We start from the raw sequence: 26,289 nt of genomic DNA on the forward strand, positions 1-26,289 counted from the left end.
CGCGCCACACCAGCGGCACGGGCTCGCCGACCGCGCGTTCCGGCACCGGCCCGCCGACCGCACCGCCGCGCCGACCGCACCGCCGCCCGGCACCTCAGGCGCGAGCGCCGCCCCCAGAGGCCCGGATGCCGCCGGTGACTCAGGTGCAGGAGAGCCGCGACTGCGCCCAGTCCGCCAAGGCCGTCGACGAGAACGGAGTGTGGGGCTCGACGACAAGGCGGATCGTCTTGCGCCCGGTCAGACCGACCCGCACGGGTACCGCCGCGTCGCCGCCCTTGATCAGCGGGGAGCGCCACAGCGGCACCCCGTCGCCGTACACGGAGAAGCGCACCTTGCCGAGGCCCATCGTCATGTCGTCCACGCCGACGAGCGCCTCGTAGGAGGAGCACGTGCGGTTCAGGTCGATGGTGACCGAGGAGCGGCCGTGCACGGTGACGCCGTGGCTGTAGCGCTTGTCGGCGATGGACATGCCCCAGCGCTGCCACACCCAGCTGCTCTCGCCGAGCCGCATCTCGGGCTTGGTGCCGTCGCCGCCCAGGCCGTACTCCAGCTGGTTCCACTGGAAGACCCGCGGCGCGGGCGGCGGTGGGGGCGGCGGCTTCGGCGTCGGCTTGGGCGGCGTGGGCCTCGGCGTGGGCGTCGGCTTCGGCGGCGGTGGCGGCTTGGGCTTGGGCTTCTCCGGGGGTGGCGTCGGCTTCGGGGTGGGCTTCGGCGTCGGCTTGGGGGTGGGTTTCGGCGTCGGCGTCGGCTTCGGTGGCGTCGGCTTGGGCTTAGGCGCGGGGGGCTCCGGCTTGGGCTCGGGCCTGGGGGGTGGCGGATCGTCCGGCAGGACGGGCGCGGAGACCGGCGCCTTCGCCTTCGGCGGGTCCTCCTTGGGCTTGGGGTCACCGGCGAGCGCGATCGCCACGGCGACCCCGGCCGCGACGACGACACCCGCCGCGATCCCGGCCTTGGCGGGCGCGCCGAGCCCCTCGGACGCGGCCGCGCCCCCGGCCCCGGCCGAACCGGCACCGCCCGTCGCGGCCCCGGCGGCTCCCGCCGCACCCGCGCCCGCGACGCCGCCGCCGACGAGGGCGGCCACCTTCGCGTATCCGGCGGCACCGAACCAGCCGATGACGGCGATCGGCACGACAGCGGGGATGCTGTTCGCGACTTCCTTGATCTGACCGGCGGCCACCCGGCAGTCGGCGCACTCCTCCAGGTGCTTGCGCAGTCCGCGCTCGGCGCGGGTGCGCAGGCCGCCGCGGGCGTAGGCGCCGAGCCGGTCGGCGTAGCGCGCGCACTCCTCGCTCTCGGTGCGCGTGGCGCTCACATGGGCCTGGAGGTAGGCCTGCTTGAGGCCTTCGCGGGCGCGGCTGGCGAGCACGCGGGTGCCGTTGGCGTCCAGGCCGAAGAGCGTGGCGACCTCGCTCGGGGACTCGTCCTCGACCTCCGTGTGCCAAAGGACGGCCTGCCAGCGCTCGGGCAGACTGCGGAACGCCTGCATGGCGAGGGACTGCTCGGCCTCGTGCATGGCGCGCACGTCCGCGCCGAGGTCCATGCCCGCTCCGAAGGAGCCCATGGACGCGGTGTCGTCGGACACCTCGGAGCCCCGGGCGGCCTGCGCGGCGAAGACCGCGAAGTCGTCGACCAGCTGCTCCCGCTTCGCGGACTTCGTCCACCCGGCCGCGACGCGCCGTACCGTGGTCAGCAGATAGGCGCGCACCGCGTGCTCGGGGCCGGACCCGGAGCGCACGGCTCCCAGCATCCGCGCGAACACCTCGGCGGTGAGGTCGTCGGCGGTGTGGGCGTCGCGGCAGCAGGTGCGGGCGTAGCGGCGTACCGATTCGGCATGTCTGCGGTACAGCTCCGCGTACGCGGAGTCGTCGCCCGCGCGCATGCGCTCGATCAGGTCGGCGTCGGACGGCGGGACGTCGGGACCGGTGCGGGCACCGGGCACCACGGCCTCCGTGCCCCCGGCGGAACCGCCCGCCGGGCCGCCACCGGGACCGGCGGGGCCGCCGGCCGCGGCACCGGCTCCCGCAGGCGTCTCGGAGCCGCGCTCCCGCTGCGTCGGCACGCTGGGGTCGGGACCGGTCGCCCCGGACCCGCCGGAGCCACCGCCTGCCGGACCACCCGTCGTACCGCCCGCGGCGCCGGAGCCCGCGGCCCCGCCGCTGCCACCGGGACCGCCTTGGTTCGGCACCTGCCGGGGCGGAAGCCCGCTCGACTCACCCCCGCCGGGGGTGGGCTCGTCCCGCCCGTCAACACTCATCGCGGAAAGCCTCCGCATGCACACTCGGACCCGAACACCGGGCCAGAGTGCCACACGGTCGCGCTCCGTCGAATAGCGCGGACGAGCAACCACCCGTCCGGGGCGCGTTCCCGCAATGGAGCACTAGTGTTCACTCATTCGGGGAACGCTCAACCCCCGTGAAAGACACGGGAGTTGAGCATTCGAGGCCCGAATGTCGCACGTGAACGCCTATGCGGGCCGAGAACGCAGCCCCTCGAGCAGGATGTCGAGCAGCCGAGACGAGGCCGCCGCCTGCTGCGCGGCGTCCGGCAGCGAGGGCGCCGCCGTGGCTATCACCAGCAGTACGTCCGACACGGTCACGTCCGCGCGCAGCTCACCGGCCGCCCGCGCCCGCTCCACGAGCCGACCGACGACCTCGAGCAGCGCCGCCGCTCCGGCGTCGTCGCTCTCCGCCGCCGGCGCCGGCCGTTGCTCCACGAGCCGCAGCTCGGGCCCGGCCAGCGAGGGCACCTGCCGCTGCTGCGGCACCCTGGCCTCCGCCGAGCCGACCGTCCCGGCGATGCCCGCCGCTCCCGCCGCGCCCTCGGCGCCGACCGTGTTGTCGGTGCCGTCGGAGTCCTTGGCCTGCACCCGCAGCACCTGCGGCGGCAGCAGCCGCCCCGCGCCCGACGCCACCGACGTCCGCAGGAAGCGCGAGAGCGCCGACCACGGCTCGTCCTCCTGGCCGAGCGCCGCCCGGGCCTGTTCCGTCAGCCGGGAGGTCTCCTCCTCGGCTATCCGTCGCACCAATACGTCCTTGCTGGGGAAGCGGCGGTAGACCGTGCCCACACCGACGCGGGCGCGGCGAGCCACGTCCTCCATCGGCGCGCCGTACCCCAGCTCTCCGAATACCTCACGGGCCGCGCGCAGCACGTGTTCGAGGTTGCGCTGCGCATCCACGCGCAGCGGTGTCGAACGCGCTCCGTCCGCCAGATCACGGCCGTTTCCGCCTGTGGCGACGGCAGCAGCCGACGCTGTCGCGGAAGTCCAGTGAGAGTCCTGAATGTGCATATACGTTCCCCCGGTAATGACGTCTCCCCCCGGAGACACTCCCCGCCATCGAAGACCGGCGTGACGGGCGAAGCTCCTCCACGAGTCCGGCAAACCGGACCCGACGAGCGCATCCCCCGACACCCCGACGTCACACGAACATAGTTGAGCCAGAGTCAATTCAGAAGAGGTGGGTTCCGCACAGAGCGCCCCCCGATCGGAGTACGCACCGTTTCCCACCCGATTGCCCCCCGCGCCACCACCCTGACAGCAGCCTCTGACCTGCGCACATTCCATCAGCCCCGGTGGCAGGGCGGCGCCGCGCCGACGGCGACTTCCTGTCATACAAATTGTCGAGCCTGTGGACAAACACGAAGTGCGGGTGCGTCATGGGATGGTGACGGAACCTGTGCGCATTCTCGTTGTCGGTGGTGGCTACGTCGGGATGTACACCGCGCTGCACCTCCAGCGGAAACTGAAGCCGGAGCTCAAGCAGGGCGCGGTGGAGATCGTCGTGATCTCGCCAGATCCTTATATGACGTATCAGCCGTTCCTGCCCGAGGCGGCGGCCGGTTCGATCTCACCGCGCCACGTCGTCGTACCGCTGCGCCGCGTTCTCGACAAATGCCGGGTGATCGTCGGCGAGGTCCGCTCCGTCGACCACGCCAAGCGCACCGCGTCGTTCACCACGCTCGCCACCGTGGAGGAGGGCGCGGGCCCCCTCGACATCACGTACGACGAACTGGTCCTCGCGCCCGGCTCGATCTCCCGCACCCTGCCGGTCCCCGGCCTCGCCGACTACGGCATCGGCTTCAAGACCGTCGAGGAGGCCATCGGGCTGCGCAACCACGTCATCGAGCAGATGGACATCGCCTCCTCCACCCGCGACCCCGCCGTCCGCGACGCCGCCCTGACCTTCGTCTTCGTAGGCGGCGGATACGCGGGCGTGGAGGCGCTCGGCGAGCTGGAGGACATGGCCCGCTACGCCGCGCGGTACTACCACAACGTCAAGGCCGAGGACATGAAGTGGATCCTCGTCGAGGCGTCCGGGCGGATCCTGCCCGAGGTCGGCGCGGAGATGGGCAAGTACACGGTCAGCCAACTGCGCAAACGCAATATCGACGTACGCCTGGAGACCCGGCTCGAGTCCTGCGAGGACCGCGTCGCCGTGCTCGACGACGGCGCCCGCTTCCCCACCCGCACCGTCGTGTGGACCGCCGGCGTCAAACCGCACCCCCTGCTCGCCGCCACCGACCTGCCCCTGAACGAACGCGGCCGCCTGAAGTGCACCGCCGAGCTGGCCGTCGACGGCGCGCTGCACGCGTGGGGCGCGGGCGACGCCGCAGCCGTCCCCGACGTCACCGCCGACGAACCCGGCAAGGAGTGCGCCCCCAACGCCCAGCACGCCGTGCGCCAGGCCAAGGTCCTCGGCGACAACATCGCCGCGACCCTGCGCAAGCAGCCCCTCCAGGAGTACGCGCACAAGTACGTCGGCTCGGTGGCGTCCCTGGGACTCCACAAAGGCGTCGCACACGTCTACGGACGCAAGCTGAAGGGCTACCCTGCCTGGTTCATGCACCGCGTCTACCACCTCAGCCGGGTGCCCACCCTCAACCGCAAGTCCCGCGTGCTCGCCGAATGGATCCTCTCCGGCCTGTTCAAACGCGAGATCGTCTCCCTGGGCTCGCTCGAGCACCCGCGTGCGGAGTTCGAACTCGCAGCCGGGAGCGAGCGCCCGAAGGAGTCCCGATGACCACCGAGACCTCCGACAGGAACTGCCCGGGCGGGTCCGGCGCCTGACGGATGTCAGTCCCTTCGGCCAGACTGGACGTGTGACCATGATGGGCGGGCACACCCACGACGGGCACACCCAAGAGAAAACGTCCGCTCCACGCCATGCTGTGTCTTCCCGGGAGGCGGCGCACACAGCCGCCGCGCCACCGGCCGGACCCCCGGCCGCACACCCCCGCCCGATCCAGAAGCGACACCACGAGGCCTACCGCAGTGAACTTCACGCGCTGGAGCGCCCGGCTCCCCGGAACACAGCGCCGCGCCGCGGCGCGCACCAAAGCCGGCGGTTCCCCGGCACAGCTGGGCGAGAGCTCCGTCCCCGCGGCCCGCGCCGAGCGCCTCGCGGACACGCGGAGCCCCGCGGACACGCCCGCCGGGGTCGACGAACTCCCGGCCCGTGAGGTCCTGGACCGCATCCCGGCCCTCGTCGCGCTCGTGCACGGCGCGGACCACCGCATCGCGTACGTCAACGACGCGTACACCACGGCGTTCGGCGCCCGCCCCGTGGGCGCCCCCGCGCGCGAGGCACTGCCCGAGCTGGACGCGGTCGGGCTGCTGCCGCTCCTCGACCAGGTCCTGCGCAGCGCCAAGCCGCGCACGGTCAAGTCCCGCAAGGCGCCCGGCGGCCGGTCCTACACCTTCACGTGCACCCCCGTGTCGCTGTCGCTCGGCGGCCCCGCGGACGACGGCTCGGGCGGCGTCCTCGTCTTCGCCGCCGACGTCACCGACCACGCCGAGGCCGCCGAACGCCTGCGCGCCAGCGAGCGCACCCAGCGCGAGACGGCCGTGACGCTGCAACGCTCCCTGCTGCCCCAGGAGTTGGAGCAGCCCGACGACCTGCGCATTGCCGCGACGTACCAACCGGGCGGAACGGACGCCGCGGTCGGCGGCGACTGGTACGACGTGATCACCCTCGGCGGCGGCCGCACCGCCCTGGTCATCGGCGACGTCATGGGCCGCGGGGTGCGCGCCGCCGCCGTCATGGGCCAGCTCCGCACGGCCGTGCGCGCGTACGCCCGCCTCGACCTGCCGCCGCACGAGGTGCTTCAGCTCCTCGACGGCCTCGCCTCGGAGATCGACGCCAGCCAGATCGCGACGTGTGTGTACGCGGTGCACGATCCGAACGAGGGCAGCCTCGCGTACGCCTCCGCCGGCCACCTGCCGATCCTCGTGCGCGACGAGAACGGCACGATCCACCGCGCCGACGAGCCCACGGGCCCGCCGCTGGGCACCGGCGGCTGGCTGCACGCCTCCGGCTCCCTGCCGCTCGGCCCCGGCTCCACCGCCGTCCTCTACACCGACGGCCTGGTCGAGCGCCGCAGCGAGGACATCGACGAGGGCGTGGCGGCCCTGGAGCGCGCCCTGGCCGGGGCCACCGGCACGCCCCAGGTGATGTGCGACCGCCTGATCCGAGCCCTGGGCGTGACCGCCGACCACGACGACGACGTGGCGGTCCTCGTCCTGCAGCAGCCCGCCCGCACGGGCGTGCACGCGGACCTGTTCCGCAACGCCGCGCTCGAACTCCTCGGCGGGGTGGAGGCCGCGCCCCGCGCGCGGGCCTTCGCCACCGGCGTCCTCGCCAGCTGGCGCTTCCCGCCCGAACTGCACGACCTGGGCGTCCTCGCGGCCAGCGAGCTCGTCGCCAACTCCTTGCAACACGGCACCCCGCCGATGCGGCTGCGCCTGCGCCGCACCGACCGCCGCCTGATCATCGAGGTCACCGACGGCGACGACCATCTGCCGCGCCGCCGCCGTGCCGAGCCCGCCGACGAGGCGGGCCGGGGCATCGCCATCGTCGCCACGATCGCCTCGAACTGGGGCTCACGGCGCACGCCCGGGGGCGGCAAGGCGGTCTGGTGCGAGTTCGCGCTCCCGCGCGCGTAGCGCGGAATACCCGCGTCCCCCACTCCTAGGAGTGGGCGGTCACGGTCTCCGGGGCGTCCGGCGTTCCCTGCGCCACCACGCGGCTCTTCTGCGGGTGCGGGTGGTTCTGTGCCGGGGTGAGGTGTCGGCCGAGGCGCAGCCCGAGCACCGTGATGCCGAGGGAGAAGAGCAGGAACGTCACGATGTACGGAGCGTGCAGCGTGGCGCCCATCGGGCCGCCCACGGCCGGGCCGACCGCGAGCGCGAGCTGCTTGACCAGCGCGAAGGCGGAGTTGTACCGCCCGACCATGGACTCCGGCGCGAGGTCGGCGACCAGCGGCGCGACGGTCGGCGCGAGCATCGTCTCGCCGAGCCCGAAGAGCGCGTACGTCGAGATGAACGCGGCGGTCGCCATGGCCTGGCTGCCGTGCCCGAGCCCCGCGTACCCGGCGGCTGTCCAGGCGACGGCCCAGATGAGGCCGACGGCGGCGATCACCTGCGAGCGCTTGCGGCGCTCGACGAACCGCAGGACCGCGAACTGCGCGATCACGATGGCGCCGGTGTTGGCGGCCAGGGCGATGCCGAGCGTGGACGGGGATATCCCGGCGGCCTCGACGCCGTACGCCGAAAGGCCCGACTCGAACTGGCCGTAGCAGGCGAAGAACAGCACGAAGCCGAGGACGCACAGCTGCAGCATCACGCGGTTGCGGAATACGTCCCTGATGCTGCCGCCGGCCTGGGGCGTGGCGTCCGCGATCCGCGCCGAGCGGGGTATCCGAGCCGTCAGCATGACGCCGATCAGGACCAGGAAGATCACGGTCTCGATGGCGAAGAGCAGGGTGAAGTCACCCGGCCGTTCGTGCTTCACGATCTGGCCGCCGATGAGTCCGCCGATGCCGAGGCCCAGGTTCTGCAGGAAGAACTGCATGGCGAAGGCGCGCGTGCGGGTCGCGGGCGTGGAGCACTCCACGATCATCGTGGCGAGCGCGGGCTGCATCACGGCCTGACCGGCGCCGAGCGCACCGGCCGAGAGCAGCACGAACGGAGCGCTGGAGGACAGGCCCAGGCTGAGCGCGCCGACGGCGGCGGTGGACAGCGCGGCGACGAGCACGGGCAGGGGGCCGCGTCGGTCGATGGCGCGGCCCGAGAAGGGCAGCACGATCAGCGCGGCCACGGCGAACGCGGCGAGCACGAGGCCCGCGGTCACCGCGCCCAGGTCCCGGACCTGCGCCACGTACACGTACAAGAAGGGGACGGTAAACCCCAGACCGAACGCACTCAGCGCGTTGCCCACGTGGATCCGGCCCATCGCAGCGCCCATCGCCTTGTTCACTTTCACCTGCCTTAGACCTGAAGACTTCGAAGCTAAAGTTAGGATCTAAACAATACACACCGAAGGACTTCGACGGCAAGCGGCCCCGTGCCATACTGCGGCCATGGGCGATACCCCCGGCCCCACAGAGCCGACACTCGAAGAGCAGATCGCCGCCTACCAGCGGGAGTTCCAGGACCTCGACCCCCAGGTCGAGAAGATTGTCTCGGCCCTCGGCCGCCTCAACCGCCGCATGAACGTCGCCTACGGCCGCCAGACCGCGACGCTCGGCATCAGCAACGCCGAGTGGGAGGTCCTCAAGGCCCTGGTCCTGTCCGGCGCCCCGTACCAAATGGGCCCCGGCGACCTGGCCAAGCGCCTCGGTCTCACGCCCGCCGCGATGACCCACCGGATCGACCGCATGGTCAGCGAGGGCCTCGTCACGCGCGAGCGCGACGAGAACAACCGGGTACGCGTCATCGTCGAGCTGACCGCGGAGGGCAGGGAGAAGTGGCTGGAGGCGATGCGCCTCGCCACGGTCTTCGAGGAAGACCTCCTGCAGGACCTCACCCCGGTGGAGCGCGGTGTGCTCGGCGAGGTCCTCACGCGGCTCCTTCGCCGCGTCGAGCACGCCCAGCCGGACGCGGGCGGCCGCCTCACCGACCTCGACTGACTCTCGGCCACCCTTGCTGCGCACCCTTGATACGAGGGGTGTCACGCCCCCGACCGGCGCGGGTTGACAGTCGCCTGCTCGATCCGTAAGGTTCTTCGGGTTGCCGCCGAGCCGTAACGGTTCTGCGACAACAACTCCCGCCGCTCACGCGGCCACTCAAACCACCTGCACGATCTTCCTCCGGGGATGATTTCGGCACGCCCGAATTCATTTCCCTGATCTTGTCGCGACCGGAAACGGCCCGATTAGGAACTGCCGGGAGAATCCGCTAAAGTTTGAGACGTCGGAACGGCCCAACAGCCGTGAGGACAGCCCAAGTTGACTGGGAATCAGGCCCGAAAGGATCTGATAGAGTCAACACCGCCGGAAGGCCGAAAGGCCGGAAAGCACCGAGGAAATCGGGTCGGAACGGGAAGCCGGAAAGATCTGATAGAGTCGGAAACGCAAGAACAAAAGAAACACCGAAGGGAAGCGCCCGGAGGAAAGCCCGCGAGGGTGAGTACGAAGGAAGCGTCCGTTCCTTGAGAACTCAACAGCGTGCCAAAAGTCAACGCCAGATATGTTGATACCCCGTCTACTGGACGTCAGTCCGGTGGCGAGGTTCCTTTGAAAAAGTCCTGTACGGCATGGTCCGTGCAGGCGCACAGCGAGGACGCTGTGAACCGGGAGATTATTCCTCTCCTGGTTCCGCTCTCGTGTGTGTCGCCGGGATATCCCGGAAGCATTCACGGAGAGTTTGATCCTGGCTCAGGACGAACGCTGGCGGCGTGCTTAACACATGCAAGTCGAACGATGAAGCCCTTCGGGGTGGATTAGTGGCGAACGGGTGAGTAACACGTGGGCAATCTGCCCTGCACTCTGGGACAAGCCCTGGAAACGGGGTCTAATACCGGATAACACCTTCTCTCGCATGGGAGGGGGTTGAAAGCTCCGGCGGTGCAGGATGAGCCCGCGGCCTATCAGCTTGTTGGTGAGGTAGTGGCTCACCAAGGCGACGACGGGTAGCCGGCCTGAGAGGGCGACCGGCCACACTGGGACTGAGACACGGCCCAGACTCCTACGGGAGGCAGCAGTGGGGAATATTGCACAATGGGCGAAAGCCTGATGCAGCGACGCCGCGTGAGGGATGACGGCCTTCGGGTTGTAAACCTCTTTCAGCAGGGAAGAAGCGCAAGTGACGGTACCTGCAGAAGAAGCGCCGGCTAACTACGTGCCAGCAGCCGCGGTAATACGTAGGGCGCAAGCGTTGTCCGGAATTATTGGGCGTAAAGAGCTCGTAGGCGGCTTGTCACGTCGGTTGTGAAAGCCCGGGGCTTAACCCCGGGTCTGCAGTCGATACGGGCAGGCTAGAGTTCGGTAGGGGAGATCGGAATTCCTGGTGTAGCGGTGAAATGCGCAGATATCAGGAGGAACACCGGTGGCGAAGGCGGATCTCTGGGCCGATACTGACGCTGAGGAGCGAAAGCGTGGGGAGCGAACAGGATTAGATACCCTGGTAGTCCACGCCGTAAACGGTGGGCACTAGGTGTGGGCAACATTCCACGTTGTCCGTGCCGCAGCTAACGCATTAAGTGCCCCGCCTGGGGAGTACGGCCGCAAGGCTAAAACTCAAAGGAATTGACGGGGGCCCGCACAAGCGGCGGAGCATGTGGCTTAATTCGACGCAACGCGAAGAACCTTACCAAGGCTTGACATACACCGGAAACGGCCAGAGATGGTCGCCCCCTTGTGGTCGGTGTACAGGTGGTGCATGGCTGTCGTCAGCTCGTGTCGTGAGATGTTGGGTTAAGTCCCGCAACGAGCGCAACCCTTGTCCCGTGTTGCCAGCAAGCCCTTCGGGGTGTTGGGGACTCACGGGAGACCGCCGGGGTCAACTCGGAGGAAGGTGGGGACGACGTCAAGTCATCATGCCCCTTATGTCTTGGGCTGCACACGTGCTACAATGGCCGGTACAATGAGCTGCGATACCGCGAGGTGGAGCGAATCTCAAAAAGCCGGTCTCAGTTCGGATTGGGGTCTGCAACTCGACCCCATGAAGTCGGAGTCGCTAGTAATCGCAGATCAGCATTGCTGCGGTGAATACGTTCCCGGGCCTTGTACACACCGCCCGTCACGTCACGAAAGTCGGTAACACCCGAAGCCGGTGGCCCAACCCCTTGTGGGAGGGAGCTGTCGAAGGTGGGACTGGCGATTGGGACGAAGTCGTAACAAGGTAGCCGTACCGGAAGGTGCGGCTGGATCACCTCCTTTCTAAGGAGCACTTCTCAGCCAAGCTTGCTTGGTTCAGAGGCCAGTACATCAGCGAATGTCTGATGCTGGTTGCTCATGGGTGGAACGTTGACTACTCGGCACACTTGACCTGATCTGGTCGCGAGTACTGCTTCGGCGTGGAAAGCGAGATGGAGAGGGCGAGGGTGTCGGGCACGCTGTTGGGTGTCTGAGGGTACGGCCGGTTTCGGCTGCCTTCAGTGCCGACCCCAGTGCACTCAAGCCGTACTGGTTTGGGGTGATGGGTGGTTGGTCGTTGTTTGAGAACTGCACAGTGGACGCGAGCATCTGTGGCCAAGTTTTTAAGGGCGCACGGTGGATGCCTTGGCACCAGGAACCGATGAAGGACGTGGGAGGCCACGATAGTCCCCGGGGAGTCGTCAACCAGGCTTTGATCCGGGGGTTTCCGAATGGGGAAACCCGGCAGTCGTCATGGGCTGTCACCCGCTGCTGAACACATAGGCAGTGTGGAGGGAACGCGGGGAAGTGAAACATCTCAGTACCCGCAGGAAGAGAAAACAACCGTGATTCCGGGAGTAGTGGCGAGCGAAACTGGATGAGGCCAAACCGTATGCGTGTGAGACCCGGCAGGGGTTGCGTATACGGGGTTGTGGGATCTCTCTTCTGTTGTCTGCCGGCGACAGGACGAGTCAGAAACCGTTGATGTAGGCGAAGGACATGCGAAAGGTCCGGCGTAGAGGGTAAGACCCCCGTAGTCGAAACGTCAGCGGCTCGTTTGAGAGACACCCAAGTAGCACGGGGCCCGAGAAATCCCGTGTGAATCTGGCGGGACCACCCGTTAAGCCTAAATATTCCCTGGTGACCGATAGCGGATAGTACCGTGAGGGAATGGTGAAAAGTACCGCGGGAGCGGAGTGAAATAGTACCTGAAACCGTGTGCCTACAAGCCGTGGGAGCGTCGCTATGCAGCTTGCTGTGTAGTCGTGACTGCGTGCCTTTTGAAGAATGAGCCTGCGAGTTTGCGGTGTGTTGCGAGGTTAACCCGTGTGGGGAAGCCGTAGCGAAAGCGAGTCCGAATAGGGCGGTTTAGTAGCGCGCTCAAGACCCGAAGCGGAGTGATCTAGCCATGGGCAGGCTGAAGCGGAGGTAAGACTTCGTGGAGGGCCGAACCCACCAGGGTTGAAAACCTGGGGGATGACCTGTGGTTAGGGGTGAAAGGCCAATCAAACTCCGTGATAGCTGGTTCTCCCCGAAATGCATTTAGGTGCAGCGTCGTGTGTTTCTTGCCGGAGGTAGAGCACTGGATAGGCGATGGGCCCTACCGGGTTACTGACCTTAGCCAAACTCCGAATGCCGGTAAGTGAGAGCGCGGCAGTGAGACTGTGGGGGATAAGCTCCATGGTCGAGAGGGAAACAGCCCAGAGCATCGACTAAGGCCCCTAAGCGTACGCTAAGTGGGAAAGGATGTGGAGTCGCAGAGACAACCAGGAGGTTGGCTTAGAAGCAGCCACCCTTGAAAGAGTGCGTAATAGCTCACTGGTCTAGTGATTCCGCGCCGACAATGTAGCGGGGCTCAAGCGTACCGCCGAAGTCGTGTCATTGCGATATATACCCCCAACGGGGATCGTGATGGGTAGGGGAGCGTCGTGTGCCGGGTGAAGCTGCCGCGTAAGCGAGTGGTGGACGGTTCACGAGTGAGAATGCAGGCATGAGTAGCGATACATACGTGAGAAACGTGTGCGCCGATTGACTAAGGGTTCCTGGGTCAAGCTGATCTGCCCAGGGTAAGTCGGGACCTAAGGCGAGGCCGACAGGCGTAGTCGATGGATAACCGGTTGATATTCCGGTACCCGCTGTGAAGCGTCAAACATCGAATCCAGTGATGCTAAGGCCGTGAAGCCGCCCTGATCTCTTCGGAGTTGAGGGGAGTGGTGGAGCCGCTGACCCGATCTGGTAGTAGGTGAGTGATGGGGTGACGCAGGAAGGTAGTCCAGCCCGGGCGGTGGTTGTCCCGGGGTAAGGGTGTAGCCCGAGCGATAGGCAAATCCGTCGTTCTTGTGGGTGAGACCTGATGCCGAGCCGATTGTGGTGAAGTGGATGATCCTATGCTGTCGAGAAAAGCCTCTAGCGAGTTTCATGGCGGCCCGTACCCTAAACCGACTCAGGTGGTCAGGTAGAGAATACCGAGGCGTTCGGGTGAACTATGGTTAAGGAACTCGGCAAAATGCCCCCGTAACTTCGGGAGAAGGGGGGCCATTTCTGGTGATGACACTTGCTGTCTGAGCTGGGGGTGGCCGCAGAGACCAGCGAGAAGCGACTGTTTACTAAAAACACAGGTCCGTGCGAAGCCGTAAGGCGATGTATACGGACTGACGCCTGCCCGGTGCTGGAACGTTAAGGGGACCGGTTAGTCACTCTTCGGGGTGGCGAAGCTGAGAACTTAAGCGCCAGTAAACGGCGGTGGTAACTATAACCATCCTAAGGTAGCGAAATTCCTTGTCGGGTAAGTTCCGACCTGCACGAATGGCGTAACGACTTCTCGACTGTCTCAACCATAGGCCCGGTGAAATTGCACTACGAGTAAAGATGCTCGTTTCGCGCAGCAGGACGGAAAGACCCCGGGACCTTTACTACAGTTTGATATTGGTGTTCGGTTCGGCTTGTGTAGGATAGGTGGGAGACTGTGAAGCGGGCACGCCAGTGTTCGTGGAGTCGTCGTTGAAATACCACTCTGGTCGTGCTGGATGTCTAACCTGGGTCCGTGATCCGGATCAGGGACAGTGTCTGATGGGTAGTTTAACTGGGGCGGTTGCCTCCCAAAGGGTAACGGAGGCGCCCAAAGGTTCCCTCAGCCTGGTTGGTAATCAGGTGTTGAGTGTAAGTGCACAAGGGAGCTTGACTGTGAGACTGACGGGTCGAGCAGGGACGAAAGTCGGGACTAGTGATCCGGCGGTGGCTTGTGGAAGCGCCGTCGCTCAACGGATAAAAGGTACCCCGGGGATAACAGGCTGATCTTCCCCAAGAGTCCATATCGACGGGATGGTTTGGCACCTCGATGTCGGCTCGTCGCATCCTGGGGCTGGAGTCGGTCCCAAGGGTTGGGCTGTTCGCCCATTAAAGCGGTACGCGAGCTGGGTTTAGAACGTCGTGAGACAGTTCGGTCCCTATCCGCTGTGCGCGTAGGAGTCTTGAGAAGGGCTGTCCCTAGTACGAGAGGACCGGGACGGACGAACCTCTGGTGTGCCAGTTGTTCTGCCAAGGGCATGGCTGGTTGGCTACGTTCGGAAAGGATAACCGCTGAAAGCATCTAAGCGGGAAGCCTGCTTCGAGATGAGGACTCCCACCTCCTTTGAGGGGTTAAGGCTCCCAGTAGACGACTGGGTTGATAGGCCAGATATGGAAGCCCTGTGAGGGGTGGAGTTGACTGGTACTAATAGGCCGAGGGCTTGTCCTCAGTTGCTCGCGTCCACTGTGTTGGTTCTGAAACCACGAACAACCCCATGCCGTGGTTATGGTGTGGTGCGGTTGAGAGTTTCATAGTGTTTCGGTGGTCATAGCGTGAGGGAAACGCCCGGTTACATTCCGAACCCGGAAGCTAAGCCTTATAGCGCCGATGGTACTGCAGGGGGGACCCTGTGGGAGAGTAGGACGCCGCCGAACTAATTGTAGAGAAAACCCCCGTGCCGTTCGGCACGGGGGTTTTCTGCGTTTAAGGGACGTTTCCCGTTCCACCGGGACGCCCCCCGTTCTACGACGGGCTCACCAGCTTCGTGTCGTACGCCAGGATGACCGCCTGCACGCGGTCCCGCGAACCTGTCTTCGCGAGGATGCGGCCCACATGCGTCTTCACCGTCGACTCCGCGAGGTGCAGACGCTCGGCGATCTCCGTGTTCGTCCAGCCCTGGCCGATCACTGTGAGGATGTGGAGCTCGCGTTCCGTCAAGGACGACAGGAGCGGATGCTTCGCGGGATCGGCCGGGCCGGCCTCGGTGCCCGGTCCCGTCGGCAGCTGGTGCGCGAACGTGTCCAGGAGGCGCCGCGTCAGCCGAGGTGCCACCACGGCGTCCCCCGTGGCCACCGCACGAACCCCTGAGAGCAGCTGCTCCGGCAGGGCGTCCTTGATGAGGAAACCTGACGCTCCCGCCCGCAGCCCCGCGTACGCGTACTCGTCCAGGTCGAATGTCGTCAGGATCAGAACCCGCGTACCGGAACCCGAAGCGACGATGCGGCGCGTGGCCTCGATGCCGTCCATGTCCGGCATCCGCACGTCCATCAGGACCACATCGGGACGCAGACCGGACGTCATGCGGATCGCGTCCGTGCCGTTGCCGCCCTCCCCCACCACCGTCATGTCGTCCTGGCTCTCCAGGAGCATGCGGAAGCCGAAGCGCTGCAAGGGCTGGTCGTCGACTATGAGGACGGTCGTCACCGAACGGATTCCTTCTCGGTCTGGGGATCGGTCTGGGGATCGGTCTGGGGAGGGGAAAGGGAAGCGGAGAGGGAAAGGGAAGTGGAAAGGGGAGTGGTCGCGCGGGGGAGATGGAGCCGGACCTGCCAGCCCGGCTCGGGGTGCGGGCGTGGTCCGGCCTCAAGTCTGCCCGCGTACAAGGCGGTTCGTTCACGCATGCCGGTGAGGCCGCGGCCCCCCTCCGACGGCGTACCGCCCTGCCCGGTGTCCGTGACCGACACCGACACACCGTCCGTCGTGTACGAGACCTCGACCGTCGCCGTCGCCCCCGGACCCGCGTGCTTCAACGTGTTCGTCAGGGCTTCCTGCACCACGCGGTACACGGTGAGTTGCTGGCCCTGGGGAACGGCGTCGGCGCGGCCGTGGAACGTGCTGCGGACGGGCAGGCCCGCCGCGCGGACACCGTCGATGAGGCGGCCCAGGTCGGTGAGGGCGGGCTGCGGAGCCAACTCGGCGGTCTCGGCGGCTTCCTCACGCAGCACGTCCAGGAGGCGGCGCAGCTCCGCGAGGGCCTGGCGGCTCGTGGAACTGATGGCGTCCAGGGCCTGCGCGGCGCGCTCGGGGGACCGGGCGGCCGCGTACTTGCCGCCGTCGGCGAGGCCGGTGATGACGGACAGGTTGTGGCCGATGATGTCGTGCATCTCGCGGGCGATGCGGGTGCGTTCGGCGGCTGCGGCGAGCCGAGCCTGCTGGTCGCGTTCGACCTCCAGTTGGCGGGCGCGCTCGACCAGGGCGCGGGTGTAGTCCTGGCGGGAGCGCACCGCGATGCCGAGGAGGGCGACCAGGGCGTACGCCCACACCTGCGGGACGATCTGCTGGTCCCAACTGCCCTTCGGATAGCGGAGCGTGCCCACCACCAGCGGCGCCAACATCAGCACCCCCGCCCAGCCCAGCGTCTTCAGGGGCAGCCGCAGCGCGATGTTGAACAGGACGATGAGCTGGACCAGGGCGACCTGCAGCATCGCGCCGGAGGCGCTGTTGACCGCGCCGAACGCCACCATGACGGCGAGGACCGTCATCGGCCGGCGGCGCCGCCACAGCAGCGGCACCGACATGCCAAGGCTCAGGAGCAGCACCAACGCCCCCGGCACGTCGGTGTTGTGCGCGATGTTGCGCCAGCCGCCGCCCGTGAAGTCGATGAGCGCGGCCGCCGTGAAGAAGCCCGTCACGAGCAGGTCCCAGACCAGCGGGCGGCGCCCGTCGAAGGCGCGCGCCCGCTGGGCGAGCCGCTGCATCTGCCGGGTGAGCGGGTGCGTATCCGCGTCGGGGGTCACCGGCTCATCCTCGTACACGTACGGGCTGTCGTACACGTGCGCGATACTCCTGTGTCGACTCGGGCCGGACTCATACGTCCCGGCGCTTGAGCAGCGCCGATGCCGCCGCGAGGATCGCCGCCGCCCACAGGGTGAGGGCGAGCAGGCCCGTGCCTGCGGAGACGGAGTTCTCGGCACGGGCGATCGAGCCGAGGGACGAGGAGGCCTGGGCGGGGAAGTACTTGACGGCGGTGTCGACCGCGTCGAGGGGCAGTGTGCCGATGACCTCGGGCAGGACGAGGACGGCGCCGACGAACGCGCCGATGCCGCCGGGGACCGAGCGCAGGAGCGCGCCCAGGCCGAGGGCGATCAGGCTGAGGAGCGTGATGGCGGCGGCGCTGCCCGCGAGGGCGCCGAGGACGCCGGAGTCGGTGAGGGACAGCTTCTTGTCGGTGCCGGAGAGCCAGATCTGGGCGACGAGGAACGTGACGACGTTCGTGACGAAGGACAGGGTGAAGGCGACCGCCGCGAAGACCGCGGCCTTGGACCACAGGACGGGTCGGCGGGTCGGGACGGCGGTCAGGGACGCGCGGATCATGCCGGTCGCGTACTCGCCCGCGGTGACGAGGATGCCGAGGACGGCGAGGCAGATCTGGGAGAGCTGGGTGCCGAAGAGGACGAAGACGACCGTGTCGATCTCGGAGTCGTCGCCGTCGTAGGTGGAGCCCATGGTGATGCCGACGGCGAGGACGAGGACGACCGCGGTGATCAGCGTGATCCAGGTGGTGCGCAGCGTCCACAGCTTGTGCCACTCCGAGCGCAGGACGCGGGCAGGGGTGACGCGGTACGCGCTCCGGGCGGGGGCGGGGGTGACCGGGGCGAGGGTGTCCGTGGTCATGCCGCGGCTCCTTCCAGGGGCGTGACGTACTCGACGGAGTCATGGGTGAGGTCCATGAAGGCCTGCTCCAGGGACGCGCTGTGCGGGGTGAGTTCGAACAGGGGGATGGCGTGGGCGGCGGCGGTGCGGCCGATGTGCTCGGCGTCGGTGCCGCGGACGTCGAGGGTGCCGGGGGCGCTGCTGGTGATGGTGACGGCGGGGCTCGCGAGGAGTTCGGCGAGGTGGGCGGCGGCGGGGGACACGACCTTCACGGAGCCGGTGCCCGAGTCCCGTACGAAGCGCTCGACCGTGGTGTCGGCGAGGAGCCTGCCGCGGCCGATGATGATGAGGTGGTCGGCGGTGACGGCCATCTCGCTCATCAGGTGCGAGGAGACGAGGACGGTGCGGCCCTCGGCCGCTTGGGCCTTGAGGAGGTTGCGGATCCACAGGACGCCCTCCGGGTCCAGGCCGTTGACCGGCTCGTCCAGGATGAGGGTCGCGGGGTCGCCGAGCAGGGCCGCCGCGATGCCGAGGCGTTGGCCCATGCCCAGCGAGAAGCCCTTCACGCGGCGGCCCGCGACATCCGTGAGGCCGGTCGCGCCGAGCACGTCCTCGACGCGGGAGCGCGGGATGCCGTGGGTGTGCGCGAGCGCCATGAGGTGGTGGTACGCGGAGCGCCCCGGGTGGATGGAACGGGCCTCCAGGAGCGCGCCGACCTCCGTCAGGGGCGCGCTGTGCGCGGCGTACGCCCGGCCGCCGATCGTGCAGCGTCCGGCGGTCGGCGCGTCCAGACCGAGGAGCATGCGCATGGTCGTGGACTTGCCGGCGCCGTTGGGGCCGAGGAAGCCGGTGACGGTGCCGGGGCGGACCTCGAAGGAGAGGTCGTCGACGGCGGTCTTGGGGTTCTTCCCGCCATAGCGTTTGGTGAGTCCGTGTGCCCGAATCATGGCTCGATGGTCGCGTCGGGGCGGGTGCGGGCGCGTCGGACCGGGGTCTCCTCGTCGGGCGGGGAGTAGTACCGGGGTACGACGGCGGGGCGGGCGGTCGCGGGGCCGGTGGACGAATTGCGTTGCGTACGGCGGGTCGTCCGCTCAGGATCGGTGTATGGAACACCTCATACGCCCCGTGCGTGCCGACGAATGGCGACAGGTCCGTGAGCTGCGGCTCCTCGCTCTGCGGGACCCGGCAGCGCCGGTCGCCTTCCTGGAGACGTACGAGGTCGCCGTCGCGAGGCCCGACGACTTCTGGCAGGACCGTGCCGCGGGCTCCGCCGCGCCGGGCGGTTCGGTGCGGCAGTTCATCGCGGAGGGGCCGGACGGCGTCTGGGCGGGTTCGGTGACGGTGCTGATCGAGGAGCCGGGGACGCAGGGCGTGCTCGGACCGGGCCCGTCAGTGCGGCAGGCGCATCTCGTGGGGGTCTTCGTCAGGGCCGAGCATCGGGGTACGGGGGTGACCGAGGCGTTGTTCTCGGCCGCCGTGGGCTGGGCCCGGGACCGGGACGGGGCGGGGGTGGAGCGGGTGCGGTTGTTCGTGCACGAGGACAACCCGCGCGCGGAGGCCTTCTACCGGAAGTTCGGGTTCGTGGCCAGCGGGGAGCTCGCGCCGGTGCCGGGGGATCCGGGGGCGCGGGAGCGGGAGATGGTGCTCGAGCGGGCGGTGGTGTAGGACCCGTCCCGCGTGCCGGTCCGGCCCGCGCGGATGCTGCTCTAGCCCGTCAGCTCGTCGTGGGGCCAGCGGGCGCGGCCCTGTTCGCGGGAGCGGAGCAGCGCCAGGGTGGGCATGCCCCGCTCCGGTCCGGTGGCGAGCAGCTCCGGCAGTTGGGGGAGCGGGGCGACCGCGGCGACGTCGTCCAGGACGAGGGTGATTGGTGGGTCGAGCCGACCGGAGGATGACCGTTCGGCCATGCGCCGGCCGTGCTCGACCACGCTGGAGGCGAGTGCCGTCAGGAGCGGCATCGCGCCGGGGTTCGTCTTGGGGTCCTCGATCGCCTCACCCACCACAAAAAGCGTGCCCCCTTCATCGATGAAGGAATCCAGGGTGAGGGCATCAGTTCGGTTCGGCGTGCAGGATTCCCGTACGTTGACCGTGAACAGGGCGGAGAGGGCGCGGGCCGTCAACTCCTGGGCGATGTCCCGGCGTTCGGTGTGCGCGGTGAGGGCCGACTCCAGTTCGCCGGCCGCGCCCGACGCCGCCTTGGGGTGGGTGCGCAGGACGCGGACGGCGTCCTGGACCTGGGTGCCCTGGGCCCAGCGGTGGACGTGCTTGATGTTGCGGCCGTCGATGGCCGCGGCGTGCAGGAAGCTGCGGAGCAGGGTCTCCGCGGTGTCGGCCACGGCGGTGTCCAGCTTGGCGCTCGGCCTTATCGGGGCGAGGAGGGATCTCGCCCGGTGGGCGGCCGTGGCGTTGTCCTCGCAGCCGGTGGTCGGGGGCCAGTGGAGGCGGGCCGGGGTGTCGCACAGGTGCGAGGGGTCGTAGACCAGGACGGGGCCGAGCTTCGCCCGGGCGTCCTTGGTCTCCTCCCAGAGGGTGGGGTCCGAGGTGATGACCAGGGCGGCGGATTCCGCGTCCGCGATGGCCTGGGCGGCCAGGGGGCGGCGGGTTTCCGGGGTGCCGAGGACCAGGGGGGTACGGGGGGTGGGGACCGTGGGGGTTTTGTCCAGGGGGGCCGTGGTGGGCGCGGGGGCGAGGACTTCCACCGGGGCGGGGACCTCGGCGTCCGCAGGGAGAGAGGCAGGGGGAGAGGCAGGGGGAGCGGGCTCCTCACGTGCGGGAGACTCACGTACGACGGGGGCCGGGTCCGCCTTCTCCCGCTCTTCCTGGGCCGGAACCTCCCGGGCCGGAACCTCCCGGGCCGGAACCTCCCGGGCCGGAACCTCCCGGGCCGGAACCTCCCGGGCCGGCGGGTTCATGGCCTCCAGGCGGCGGGCTCTTCGTACCGCCCTGAAGCGGGTGACCGTCCCCATGACGAAGACCGCCAGGACGATGAGGACCATCACCTGGCCGATGAGGAAGCCCCAGAGGAGGCCGTAGCCGGAGAGCTGGGTGGCGGGGGTGTCGGGCCAGGCGCCGGCGACGTCGTGAGGTTCCTGGGCGAGGTGGCGTACCGCGGGCGGGGTCTTGCCGAAGGTCACGCCGTCGGGCCAGGAGCCGTGGGCCCACCAGCCCGCGATGCCCGTGGACGACCAGATCAGGACGACCATGCCGAGCACGAAGGCGAGGCCGCCCACGAGCAGGCCGTCAGGGACGCCGCCGCGCCCGCCCGTGCCCTGACCGGCGGAGCCCTGCCCGGAGCCCGGGCCCTGCCCGGGTCGTCCCTGCCCCACGTCAGGCCACCGTCGACCGGGAGCCGGAGGACCCGGCGGGTCCGTCGCCCATCTGCTGTTCCATGTACGCGGCCCTTTCCTCCGCCTCCCGTTCGGCCGCCGCGAGGGCGTCGTCGGCGAGCAGGTCGCTCGCGGACTCCGTCATGGCGCGGTCGGTGAAGACCAGGGGGCGTTCCGTGTCCGTGATGAGGTGTTTGACCACCTGGACGTTGCCGTTGACGTCCCAGACGGCGATGCCGGGGGTCAGGGTGGGGATGATCTCGACGGCCCAGCGGGGCAGGCCGAGGACCCGCCCGGTGGCGCGGGCCTCGTCGGCCTTCTGGGCGTAGATGGTGCGGGTGGACGCCATCTTGAGGATGGCGGCGGCTTCCTTCGCGGCGGCGCCGTCGACGACGTCGGAGAGGTGGTGGACGACGGCGACGAAGGACAGGCCGAGGCGGCGGCCGAACTTCAGCAGGCGCTGGAAGAGCTGGGCCACGAAGGGCGAGTTGATGATGTGCCAGGCCTCCTCGACGAGGAAGATGCGCTTCTTCCGGTCGGGGCGGATCCAGGTGTGCTCCAGCCACACGCCGACGATCGCCATGAGGATGGGCATGGCGATGGAGTTGCGGTCGATGTGGGACAGGTCGAAGACGATGAGGGGCGCGTCGAGGTCGATGCCGACGGTCGTGGGGCCGTCGAACATGCCGCGCAGGTCGCCGTCCACGAGGCGGTCCAGGACCAGGGCGACGTCCAGGCCCCAGGCGCGGACGTCGTCTATGGCGACGTTCATGGCCTCGGCGGACTCCGGTTCGGGGTGGCGCAGTTGCTCGACGATGTCGGTGAGGACGGGCTGGCGGTCGACGATGGTCTCGTTGACGTAGGCGTGGGCGACCTTGAGGGCGAAGCCGGAGCGCTCGTCGAGGCCGTGGCCCATGGCGACCTCGATGATCGTACGGAGCAGCGCGAGCTGGCCGGTCGTGGTGATCGCCGGGTCGAGGGGGTTGAGGCGGATGCCCATGTCGAGGGCGGCGGTCGGGTCGAGCCGGATGGGGGTTATGCCCAGCTCCTGGGCGATGAGGTTCCACTCGCCGACGCCGTCCTCGCCCTGGGCGTCGAGGACGACGACCTGGCGGTCCTTGAACCTCAACTGGCGCAGGACGTACGTCTTCTCCAGGGCGGACTTGCCGTTGCCGGACTCCCCGAGGACCAGCCAGTGCGGTGCCGGGAGCTGCTGGCCGTACAGCTGGAACGGGTCGTAGATGTAGCCCTTGCCGGAGTACACCTCGCGGCCGATGATCACGCCGGAGTCGCCGAGGCCGGGCGCGGCCGTCGGCAGGTAGACCGCCTGGGCCTGGCCCGTGGACGTGCGCACCGGCAGGCGGGTGGTCTCCACCTTCCCGAACAGGAAGGACGTGAACGCGTCCGTGAGGACGGTCAGCGGGTCCCGCATCGCACCTTCACACCCCTACCGTTGAGGTTCATCGCCGGATGCCGGTCGCGAACGGCAGTGTGTTCACAAATGCCCGGTGGTGCTCGCGGTCGCACCACTCCAGCTTCAGATACGACTTTCCGGCCGATGCCCTTATCGTCCGCTTGTCGCGGGCGAGGGCTTCGGGGGAGCGGGACGACACCGTGATGTAGCCGACGAGGTTGACGCCTGCGGCGCCGCTCGCCAGGTCCTCGCCGCGCTGGTCGAGGCGGGAGTGCGAGGCGATGTCGCGGGGGTCGACGGTGCGGTTCATCTTGGCCTGGCGGCTGGCCTCGGCCTCGTCGTTGGTCTTCTCCGTGAGCATCCGCTCGATGGCGATCTCGGTGGGTTCCAGATCCATGGTGACGGCGACGGTGCGGATGACGTCGGGGGTGTGGACCAGGAGGGGGGCGAGGAAGTTGACGCCTACGGGGGTCATCGGCCACTCCTTCACCCAGGCCGTGGCGTGGCACCAGGGGGCGCGGGTGGTCGACTCGCGGGTCTTCGCCTGGAGGTACGTCGGCTCCATCGCGTCCAGCTCGGCGGGCCAGGCGTTGCGCTTGGTCATGGCCTGGATGTGGTCGATGGGGTGGTCGGGGTCGTACATGGAGTGCACGAGGGAGGCGAGGCGGCCCTGGCCGAGGGGCTGGCGGACGCGGATGTCGGCTTCCTGGAGGCGGGAGCAGATGTCGGTGAGCTCGCGGGCCATGACGACGGCGAGCCCGGCGTCCTTGTCGAGCTTCTTGCCGCCGTGCGGGCGGGACGCGCGGGCCATGGCCTGGGCCTCGGCGGCGAGGTCGCGGGAGTAGTGCATGCAGGCGACGAGGTAGGCGCGGTGCTGCTCGCTGCTGGTGGAGACCATCGACTGGAGCTGTTCGTAGCTGTCCCGCAGCCAGGGCAGGGCGCGGTCGTCGCCGCGCGCGCTGACGTCCTTGGCGTGCGCGTCGGGGTCGGCGGGCAGGGTGCGGGCCAGCATCTGGATGCGCGTCACGAAGCCGTCGCCGTTGGCGACGTGCTTGAGGAGCGTGCCGAAGCGGTCGACGAGGGCTTCCTGGTCCTCGCTGTCGCGCAGGCCGACGCCGGGGCCCTCGATCTCGATGGCGGCGGTGACGGTGCGCCGGTCGGCGTGCAGGAGTACGGCGATCTCGTCGGGGCCGAAGGGCGCGGCGAGCCAGTTGATGCGGCCGATGCCGGGCGGCGGGCCGATCTCGACCTCGCGTCCGTCGAGGCGCACCCCGGCCTCGGCGACGCCGGAGCGGTAGGTGGTGCCGCGCCGCAGGGTGCGCTTGAAGCTGCGGTTGATCTCGAACCACTTGTAGAAGGTGCGGCCCTTGTAGGGGAGGTACACCGCCGCGATCGCGATCAGGGGGAAGCCCATGAGCAGCAGGATGCGCGGGAAGAGGAAGGGGATGAGGATGCCGCACATCATGCCGAGGAAGGCGCCGCCGATGATCAGGGCGATCTCGCCGGTCTCGCGGTTACGGCCGATGATGGCGTTCGGCCGGGCGCGGCCGATCAGATAGGTGCGGCGGGGCGTGACCGGTGGGGACACATGGGACTGGGTCGTCAACGCCCTTCACCTCCAGTGCTGTTCGTACCGCCGCGGTTGCCCGCGTGCGGGGTGTTCGACGGGCTGGTACGGGGTGGGGGTGCGGCGGAGGGGACAGTTCCGCCGCCGTTCGGGGAGCCGGAGCGGTGGCCGTGGGTGGACACGCCGCTGCCGACGGCGTTGGCCGTGGCGGGCTGGGGCGGGGTGTCGCCGCCGCCCGCCTTGCCGCCGCCGGCCTTGCCGCCCGAGCGGGCGCTGTGGGTGCGGATGCCCTGGGCGACCCAGGCGGCGGGGGAGTTGAGGGCGGTGGCGGCGCGGTTCTCGGCGCCGCGCATGAGGCGGTTGTTGCGGGTGGCCATGATGTCGTCGCCGAAGCCGGGGACGAAGCGGTAGATGGAGGCGCTGGCGAAGATGGCGAGGAGGATGACGGAGAGCCCGGACACGACGGCCGACAGCGAGTCCGGCCCGTCCTCGCCCTGGAGCGCGCCCGCGATCCCGAGCACGATCACGATGATCGGCTTCACCAGGATGATCGCGACCATCAGGCCCGCCCAGCGGCGGATGCGGCCCCAGGTGTTCTTGTCGACGAGGCCGGAGTAGACGACGGTGCCGAGGAGCGCGCCGACGTACAGCATGGCGGCGCGGATCACCAGCTCCAGGCAGAGGATGCCCGCGGCGGCGATGGACACGGCGGACACGACGATCAGCATGATCGGGCCGCCGCCGATGTCGGTGCCCTTGTCCAGGGCCTGCGAGAACGTGCCGAAGAACTTGTCGGTCTCACCGCCCACGGACTTGGCGAGGACCTCGGAGATGCCGTCGGTCGCGGACACGACGGTGGCGAGGATCAGCGGGGTGAACGCCGACGCGAGCACCGTCAGCCACAGGAATCCGATGGCCTCGGACAGCGCGGTGAGCATGGGGACGCCGCGGATCGCGCGCTTGGCGACCGCGAGCAGCCACACGATCAGCGTGAGCACGGTCGAGGCGGCGAACACCACGGCGTACTGCTGCAGGAACTTCTCGTTGGTGAAGTCCACCGCGGCGGTGTCGTTCACGTACTCCGTGAGCTTGTTGACGATCCAGGACGCGGCGTCGCCGAAGCCGCGGGCGAGGGAGGAGAGGGGGTCGAGCTTGGAGAAGGCGCCGTCGTCGGAGGGGGCCCTGGGGGTGCCGCTGTCGCCGCCTTCGCCCCGTTCGCAGTACTTCTTGGCGGGGCCGCGGATGAGTTCGCAGGGGTCGTCGGGTTCCGCCGCGGCGCGGGTGGCCAGCATGAGGACGGCGGTCTGTACGGTCACCAGGGCGCCGGTGAGTGACAGGACGCGACGTCGGGTGCTACCGGGCATAGGTGAACCCTCCGTACTCCTCCACGGCCTTCGCCATGTCGTCGGCGGTGGAGGCCCGCTGGTCGCGGCCGACCGGGACGGGGCCGTCCTTCTGCTTGAAGTCGGCGACCTTCCAGTCCCCGTCGACCCAGCGCATGTCGTACGTGTTCGTGAACCAGCTCTCGGTCACGGGGTTCTCGGTGTTCTCGCCCGCGAGACCGAAGAGCGAGGAGTACCAGATCTCGACGGTCGCCGAGCCGCCGCCGAATTCCGTGACCTTGGTGCCCACCGGGATGATGCGGGACACGAACGTCGTGCCCTTCGGCGCGTTGCCGTCCTTGTTCAGGCCGATCCGGGACAGGAACGACTCACCTGCGTACACCTTGTCCAACTCTGGCTTGCGCTTGGCGGCGACCGTCGGGGTGTAGACGTTGTCGACGATCACGTGGCGGCGTGCCTTGTCGAACATGTCGGCGGAGCCGAGAGCGATGGCATAGTTCGCCGTCGCGCTCTCCACGCCCTGCTGGGTCTTCGGGAACCCGGAAGGGATGCCCGCCGCACCCTTCCCCTTCACCGGCTTCTCCCCCGTAGGCGCAGTAGGAGCCGCCTCCGCCCCCTTGCCGCCCCCGCGCCCCCCGTCCCCGCCCCCGTCGGACGACGAGTCGTCGCGGTTGGCGAAGGCGATGGCGGCGATGAGGAGGACGACGACGCCGATGACGGTGACGACGCTGCGGGAGGGGGACCGGCTCGCGCCGCGTGCGGGTCTGCGGGAGCCGTAGCCGTCGGGGCCGTCGCCCTCCGGGAGCCGCGTCCGGGTCTCGCCCGTGCCGCCGAAGAGGTCATCGTCATCGCTCATGCCGCGTACGTCCCCTCAACCTCTTGCTTGACCGCGCTATCCGCCAGGTGCACCC

The 26,289-nt window shown here is 68.8% G+C and carries 16 protein-coding genes and 3 rRNA genes; 7 read left to right on the top strand and 12 right to left on the bottom strand.

The window, feature by feature from the left end; translation table 11 throughout:
- Nucleotides 1–139: 139 nt before the first annotated feature.
- Together QUY26_RS21000 and QUY26_RS21005 are read right to left on the bottom strand one after the other, a co-directional pair.
- The gene (locus tag QUY26_RS21000) at nt 140–2,254 is read right to left on the bottom strand and encodes a sigma-70 family RNA polymerase sigma factor (RefSeq protein WP_289948930.1); all 2,115 of its coding nucleotides are present in this window, start codon (nt 2,252–2,254) and stop codon (nt 140–142) included.
- Between the two features lie 210 nt (nt 2,255–2,464).
- Nucleotides 2,465–3,286 carry a TetR/AcrR family transcriptional regulator gene (locus QUY26_RS21005; RefSeq protein WP_289948932.1) on the bottom strand — a complete coding sequence of 274 codons (822 nt, stop codon included), beginning with the start codon at nt 3,284–3,286 and terminating at the stop codon, nt 2,465–2,467.
- A 373-nt stretch (nt 3,287–3,659) separates the two neighbouring features.
- On the opposite strand from QUY26_RS21005, the gene QUY26_RS21010 reads away from it, so the two are divergent.
- Together QUY26_RS21010 and QUY26_RS21015 are read left to right on the top strand one after the other, a co-directional pair.
- Nucleotides 3,660–5,018 carry an NAD(P)/FAD-dependent oxidoreductase gene (locus QUY26_RS21010; RefSeq protein ID WP_289948933.1) on the top strand — a complete coding sequence of 453 codons (1,359 nt, stop codon included), beginning with the start codon at nt 3,660–3,662 and terminating at the stop codon, nt 5,016–5,018.
- A gap of 251 nt (nt 5,019–5,269) precedes the next feature.
- Nucleotides 5,270–6,940, top strand: a complete 1,671-nt coding sequence (locus QUY26_RS21015; protein WP_289948935.1) for an ATP-binding SpoIIE family protein phosphatase — start codon at nt 5,270–5,272, stop codon at nt 6,938–6,940.
- 25 nt (nt 6,941–6,965) lie between these two features.
- Here QUY26_RS21015 and QUY26_RS21020 read toward each other — a convergent pair whose 3' ends face one another.
- Entirely contained in the window at nt 6,966–8,240 is a 1,275-nt protein-coding gene (locus QUY26_RS21020) for an MFS transporter (RefSeq protein ID WP_289955875.1), read from the bottom strand.
- 115 nt (nt 8,241–8,355) lie between these two features.
- On the opposite strand from QUY26_RS21020, the gene QUY26_RS21025 reads away from it, so the two are divergent.
- The 4 genes from QUY26_RS21025 to rrf all read left to right on the top strand — a co-directional run bounded on the left by QUY26_RS21025 (nt 8,356) and on the right by rrf (nt 14,793).
- Nucleotides 8,356–8,904, top strand: coding sequence for a MarR family winged helix-turn-helix transcriptional regulator (locus QUY26_RS21025; protein WP_289948938.1), 549 nt, complete (start codon nt 8,356–8,358; stop codon nt 8,902–8,904).
- Between the two features lie 724 nt (nt 8,905–9,628).
- Nucleotides 9,629–11,154, top strand: a 16S ribosomal RNA gene (locus QUY26_RS21030).
- A 310-nt stretch (nt 11,155–11,464) separates the two neighbouring features.
- Nucleotides 11,465–14,587, top strand: a 23S ribosomal RNA gene (locus tag QUY26_RS21035).
- 89 nt (nt 14,588–14,676) lie between these two features.
- Nucleotides 14,677–14,793, top strand: a 5S ribosomal RNA gene (rrf, locus tag QUY26_RS21040).
- Together the 16S, 23S and 5S rRNA genes form the textbook arrangement of a ribosomal RNA operon.
- A gap of 88 nt (nt 14,794–14,881) precedes the next feature.
- Here rrf and QUY26_RS21045 read toward each other — a convergent pair.
- The 4 genes from QUY26_RS21045 to QUY26_RS21060 all read right to left on the bottom strand — a co-directional run bounded on the left by QUY26_RS21045 (nt 14,882) and on the right by QUY26_RS21060 (nt 18,678).
- Nucleotides 14,882–15,562 (bottom strand): response regulator, encoded by a 681-nt coding sequence (locus QUY26_RS21045; protein WP_289948941.1) that lies wholly within the window; start codon nt 15,560–15,562, stop codon nt 14,882–14,884.
- The gene (locus tag QUY26_RS21050) at nt 15,559–16,836 is read right to left on the bottom strand and encodes a sensor histidine kinase (protein WP_289955877.1); all 1,278 of its coding nucleotides are present in this window, start codon (nt 16,834–16,836) and stop codon (nt 15,559–15,561) included. Before QUY26_RS21050 ends, QUY26_RS21045 begins: the two co-directional genes overlap by 4 nt.
- Before the next feature lie 109 nt (nt 16,837–16,945).
- Complete coding sequence (locus tag QUY26_RS21055) at nt 16,946–17,752, bottom strand: ABC transporter permease (RefSeq protein ID WP_289948942.1); 807 nt, start codon at nt 17,750–17,752, stop codon at nt 16,946–16,948.
- Nucleotides 17,749–18,678, bottom strand: coding sequence for an ABC transporter ATP-binding protein (locus QUY26_RS21060; RefSeq protein WP_289948945.1), 930 nt, complete (start codon nt 18,676–18,678; stop codon nt 17,749–17,751). The genes QUY26_RS21055 and QUY26_RS21060 overlap by 4 nt, the downstream gene beginning before the upstream one ends.
- 157 nt (nt 18,679–18,835) lie before the next feature.
- On the opposite strand from QUY26_RS21060, the gene QUY26_RS21065 reads away from it, so the two are divergent.
- Nucleotides 18,836–19,396: a GNAT family N-acetyltransferase gene (locus tag QUY26_RS21065; protein ID WP_289948947.1), complete on the top strand. Its 561-nt coding sequence runs from the start codon at nt 18,836–18,838 to the stop codon at nt 19,394–19,396.
- Nucleotides 19,397–19,437: 41 nt separating this feature from the next.
- Here the strand turns inward: QUY26_RS21065 and QUY26_RS21070 are convergent, their stop codons facing one another.
- The 5 genes from QUY26_RS21070 to QUY26_RS21090 all read right to left on the bottom strand — a co-directional run bounded on the left by QUY26_RS21070 (nt 19,438) and on the right by QUY26_RS21090 (nt 26,234).
- On the bottom strand, nt 19,438–20,931 hold the full coding sequence (locus tag QUY26_RS21070) for a type VI secretion protein (RefSeq protein ID WP_289955878.1): 1,494 nt from the start codon (nt 20,929–20,931) through the stop codon (nt 19,438–19,440).
- 124 nt (nt 20,932–21,055) lie between these two features.
- Complete coding sequence (locus QUY26_RS21075; RefSeq protein WP_030363591.1) at nt 21,056–22,486, bottom strand: ATP-binding protein; 1,431 nt, start codon at nt 22,484–22,486, stop codon at nt 21,056–21,058.
- A gap of 28 nt (nt 22,487–22,514) precedes the next feature.
- Nucleotides 22,515–24,074, bottom strand: a complete 1,560-nt coding sequence (locus QUY26_RS21080; protein WP_289948950.1) for an SCO6880 family protein — start codon at nt 24,072–24,074, stop codon at nt 22,515–22,517.
- Nucleotides 24,071–25,399 carry a hypothetical protein gene (locus QUY26_RS21085; RefSeq protein WP_289948952.1) on the bottom strand — a complete coding sequence of 443 codons (1,329 nt, stop codon included), beginning with the start codon at nt 25,397–25,399 and terminating at the stop codon, nt 24,071–24,073. The genes QUY26_RS21080 and QUY26_RS21085 overlap by 4 nt, the downstream gene beginning before the upstream one ends.
- The gene (locus QUY26_RS21090; protein WP_289948953.1) at nt 25,389–26,234 is read right to left on the bottom strand and encodes a hypothetical protein; all 846 of its coding nucleotides are present in this window, start codon (nt 26,232–26,234) and stop codon (nt 25,389–25,391) included. The genes QUY26_RS21085 and QUY26_RS21090 overlap by 11 nt, the downstream gene beginning before the upstream one ends.
- Nucleotides 26,235–26,289 lie beyond the last annotated feature (55 nt).

It is taken from the genome of Streptomyces flavofungini (assembly GCF_030388665.1).
In the GTDB taxonomy this organism is placed as follows: Bacteria; Actinomycetota; Actinomycetes; order Streptomycetales; family Streptomycetaceae; genus Streptomyces; species Streptomyces flavofungini_A.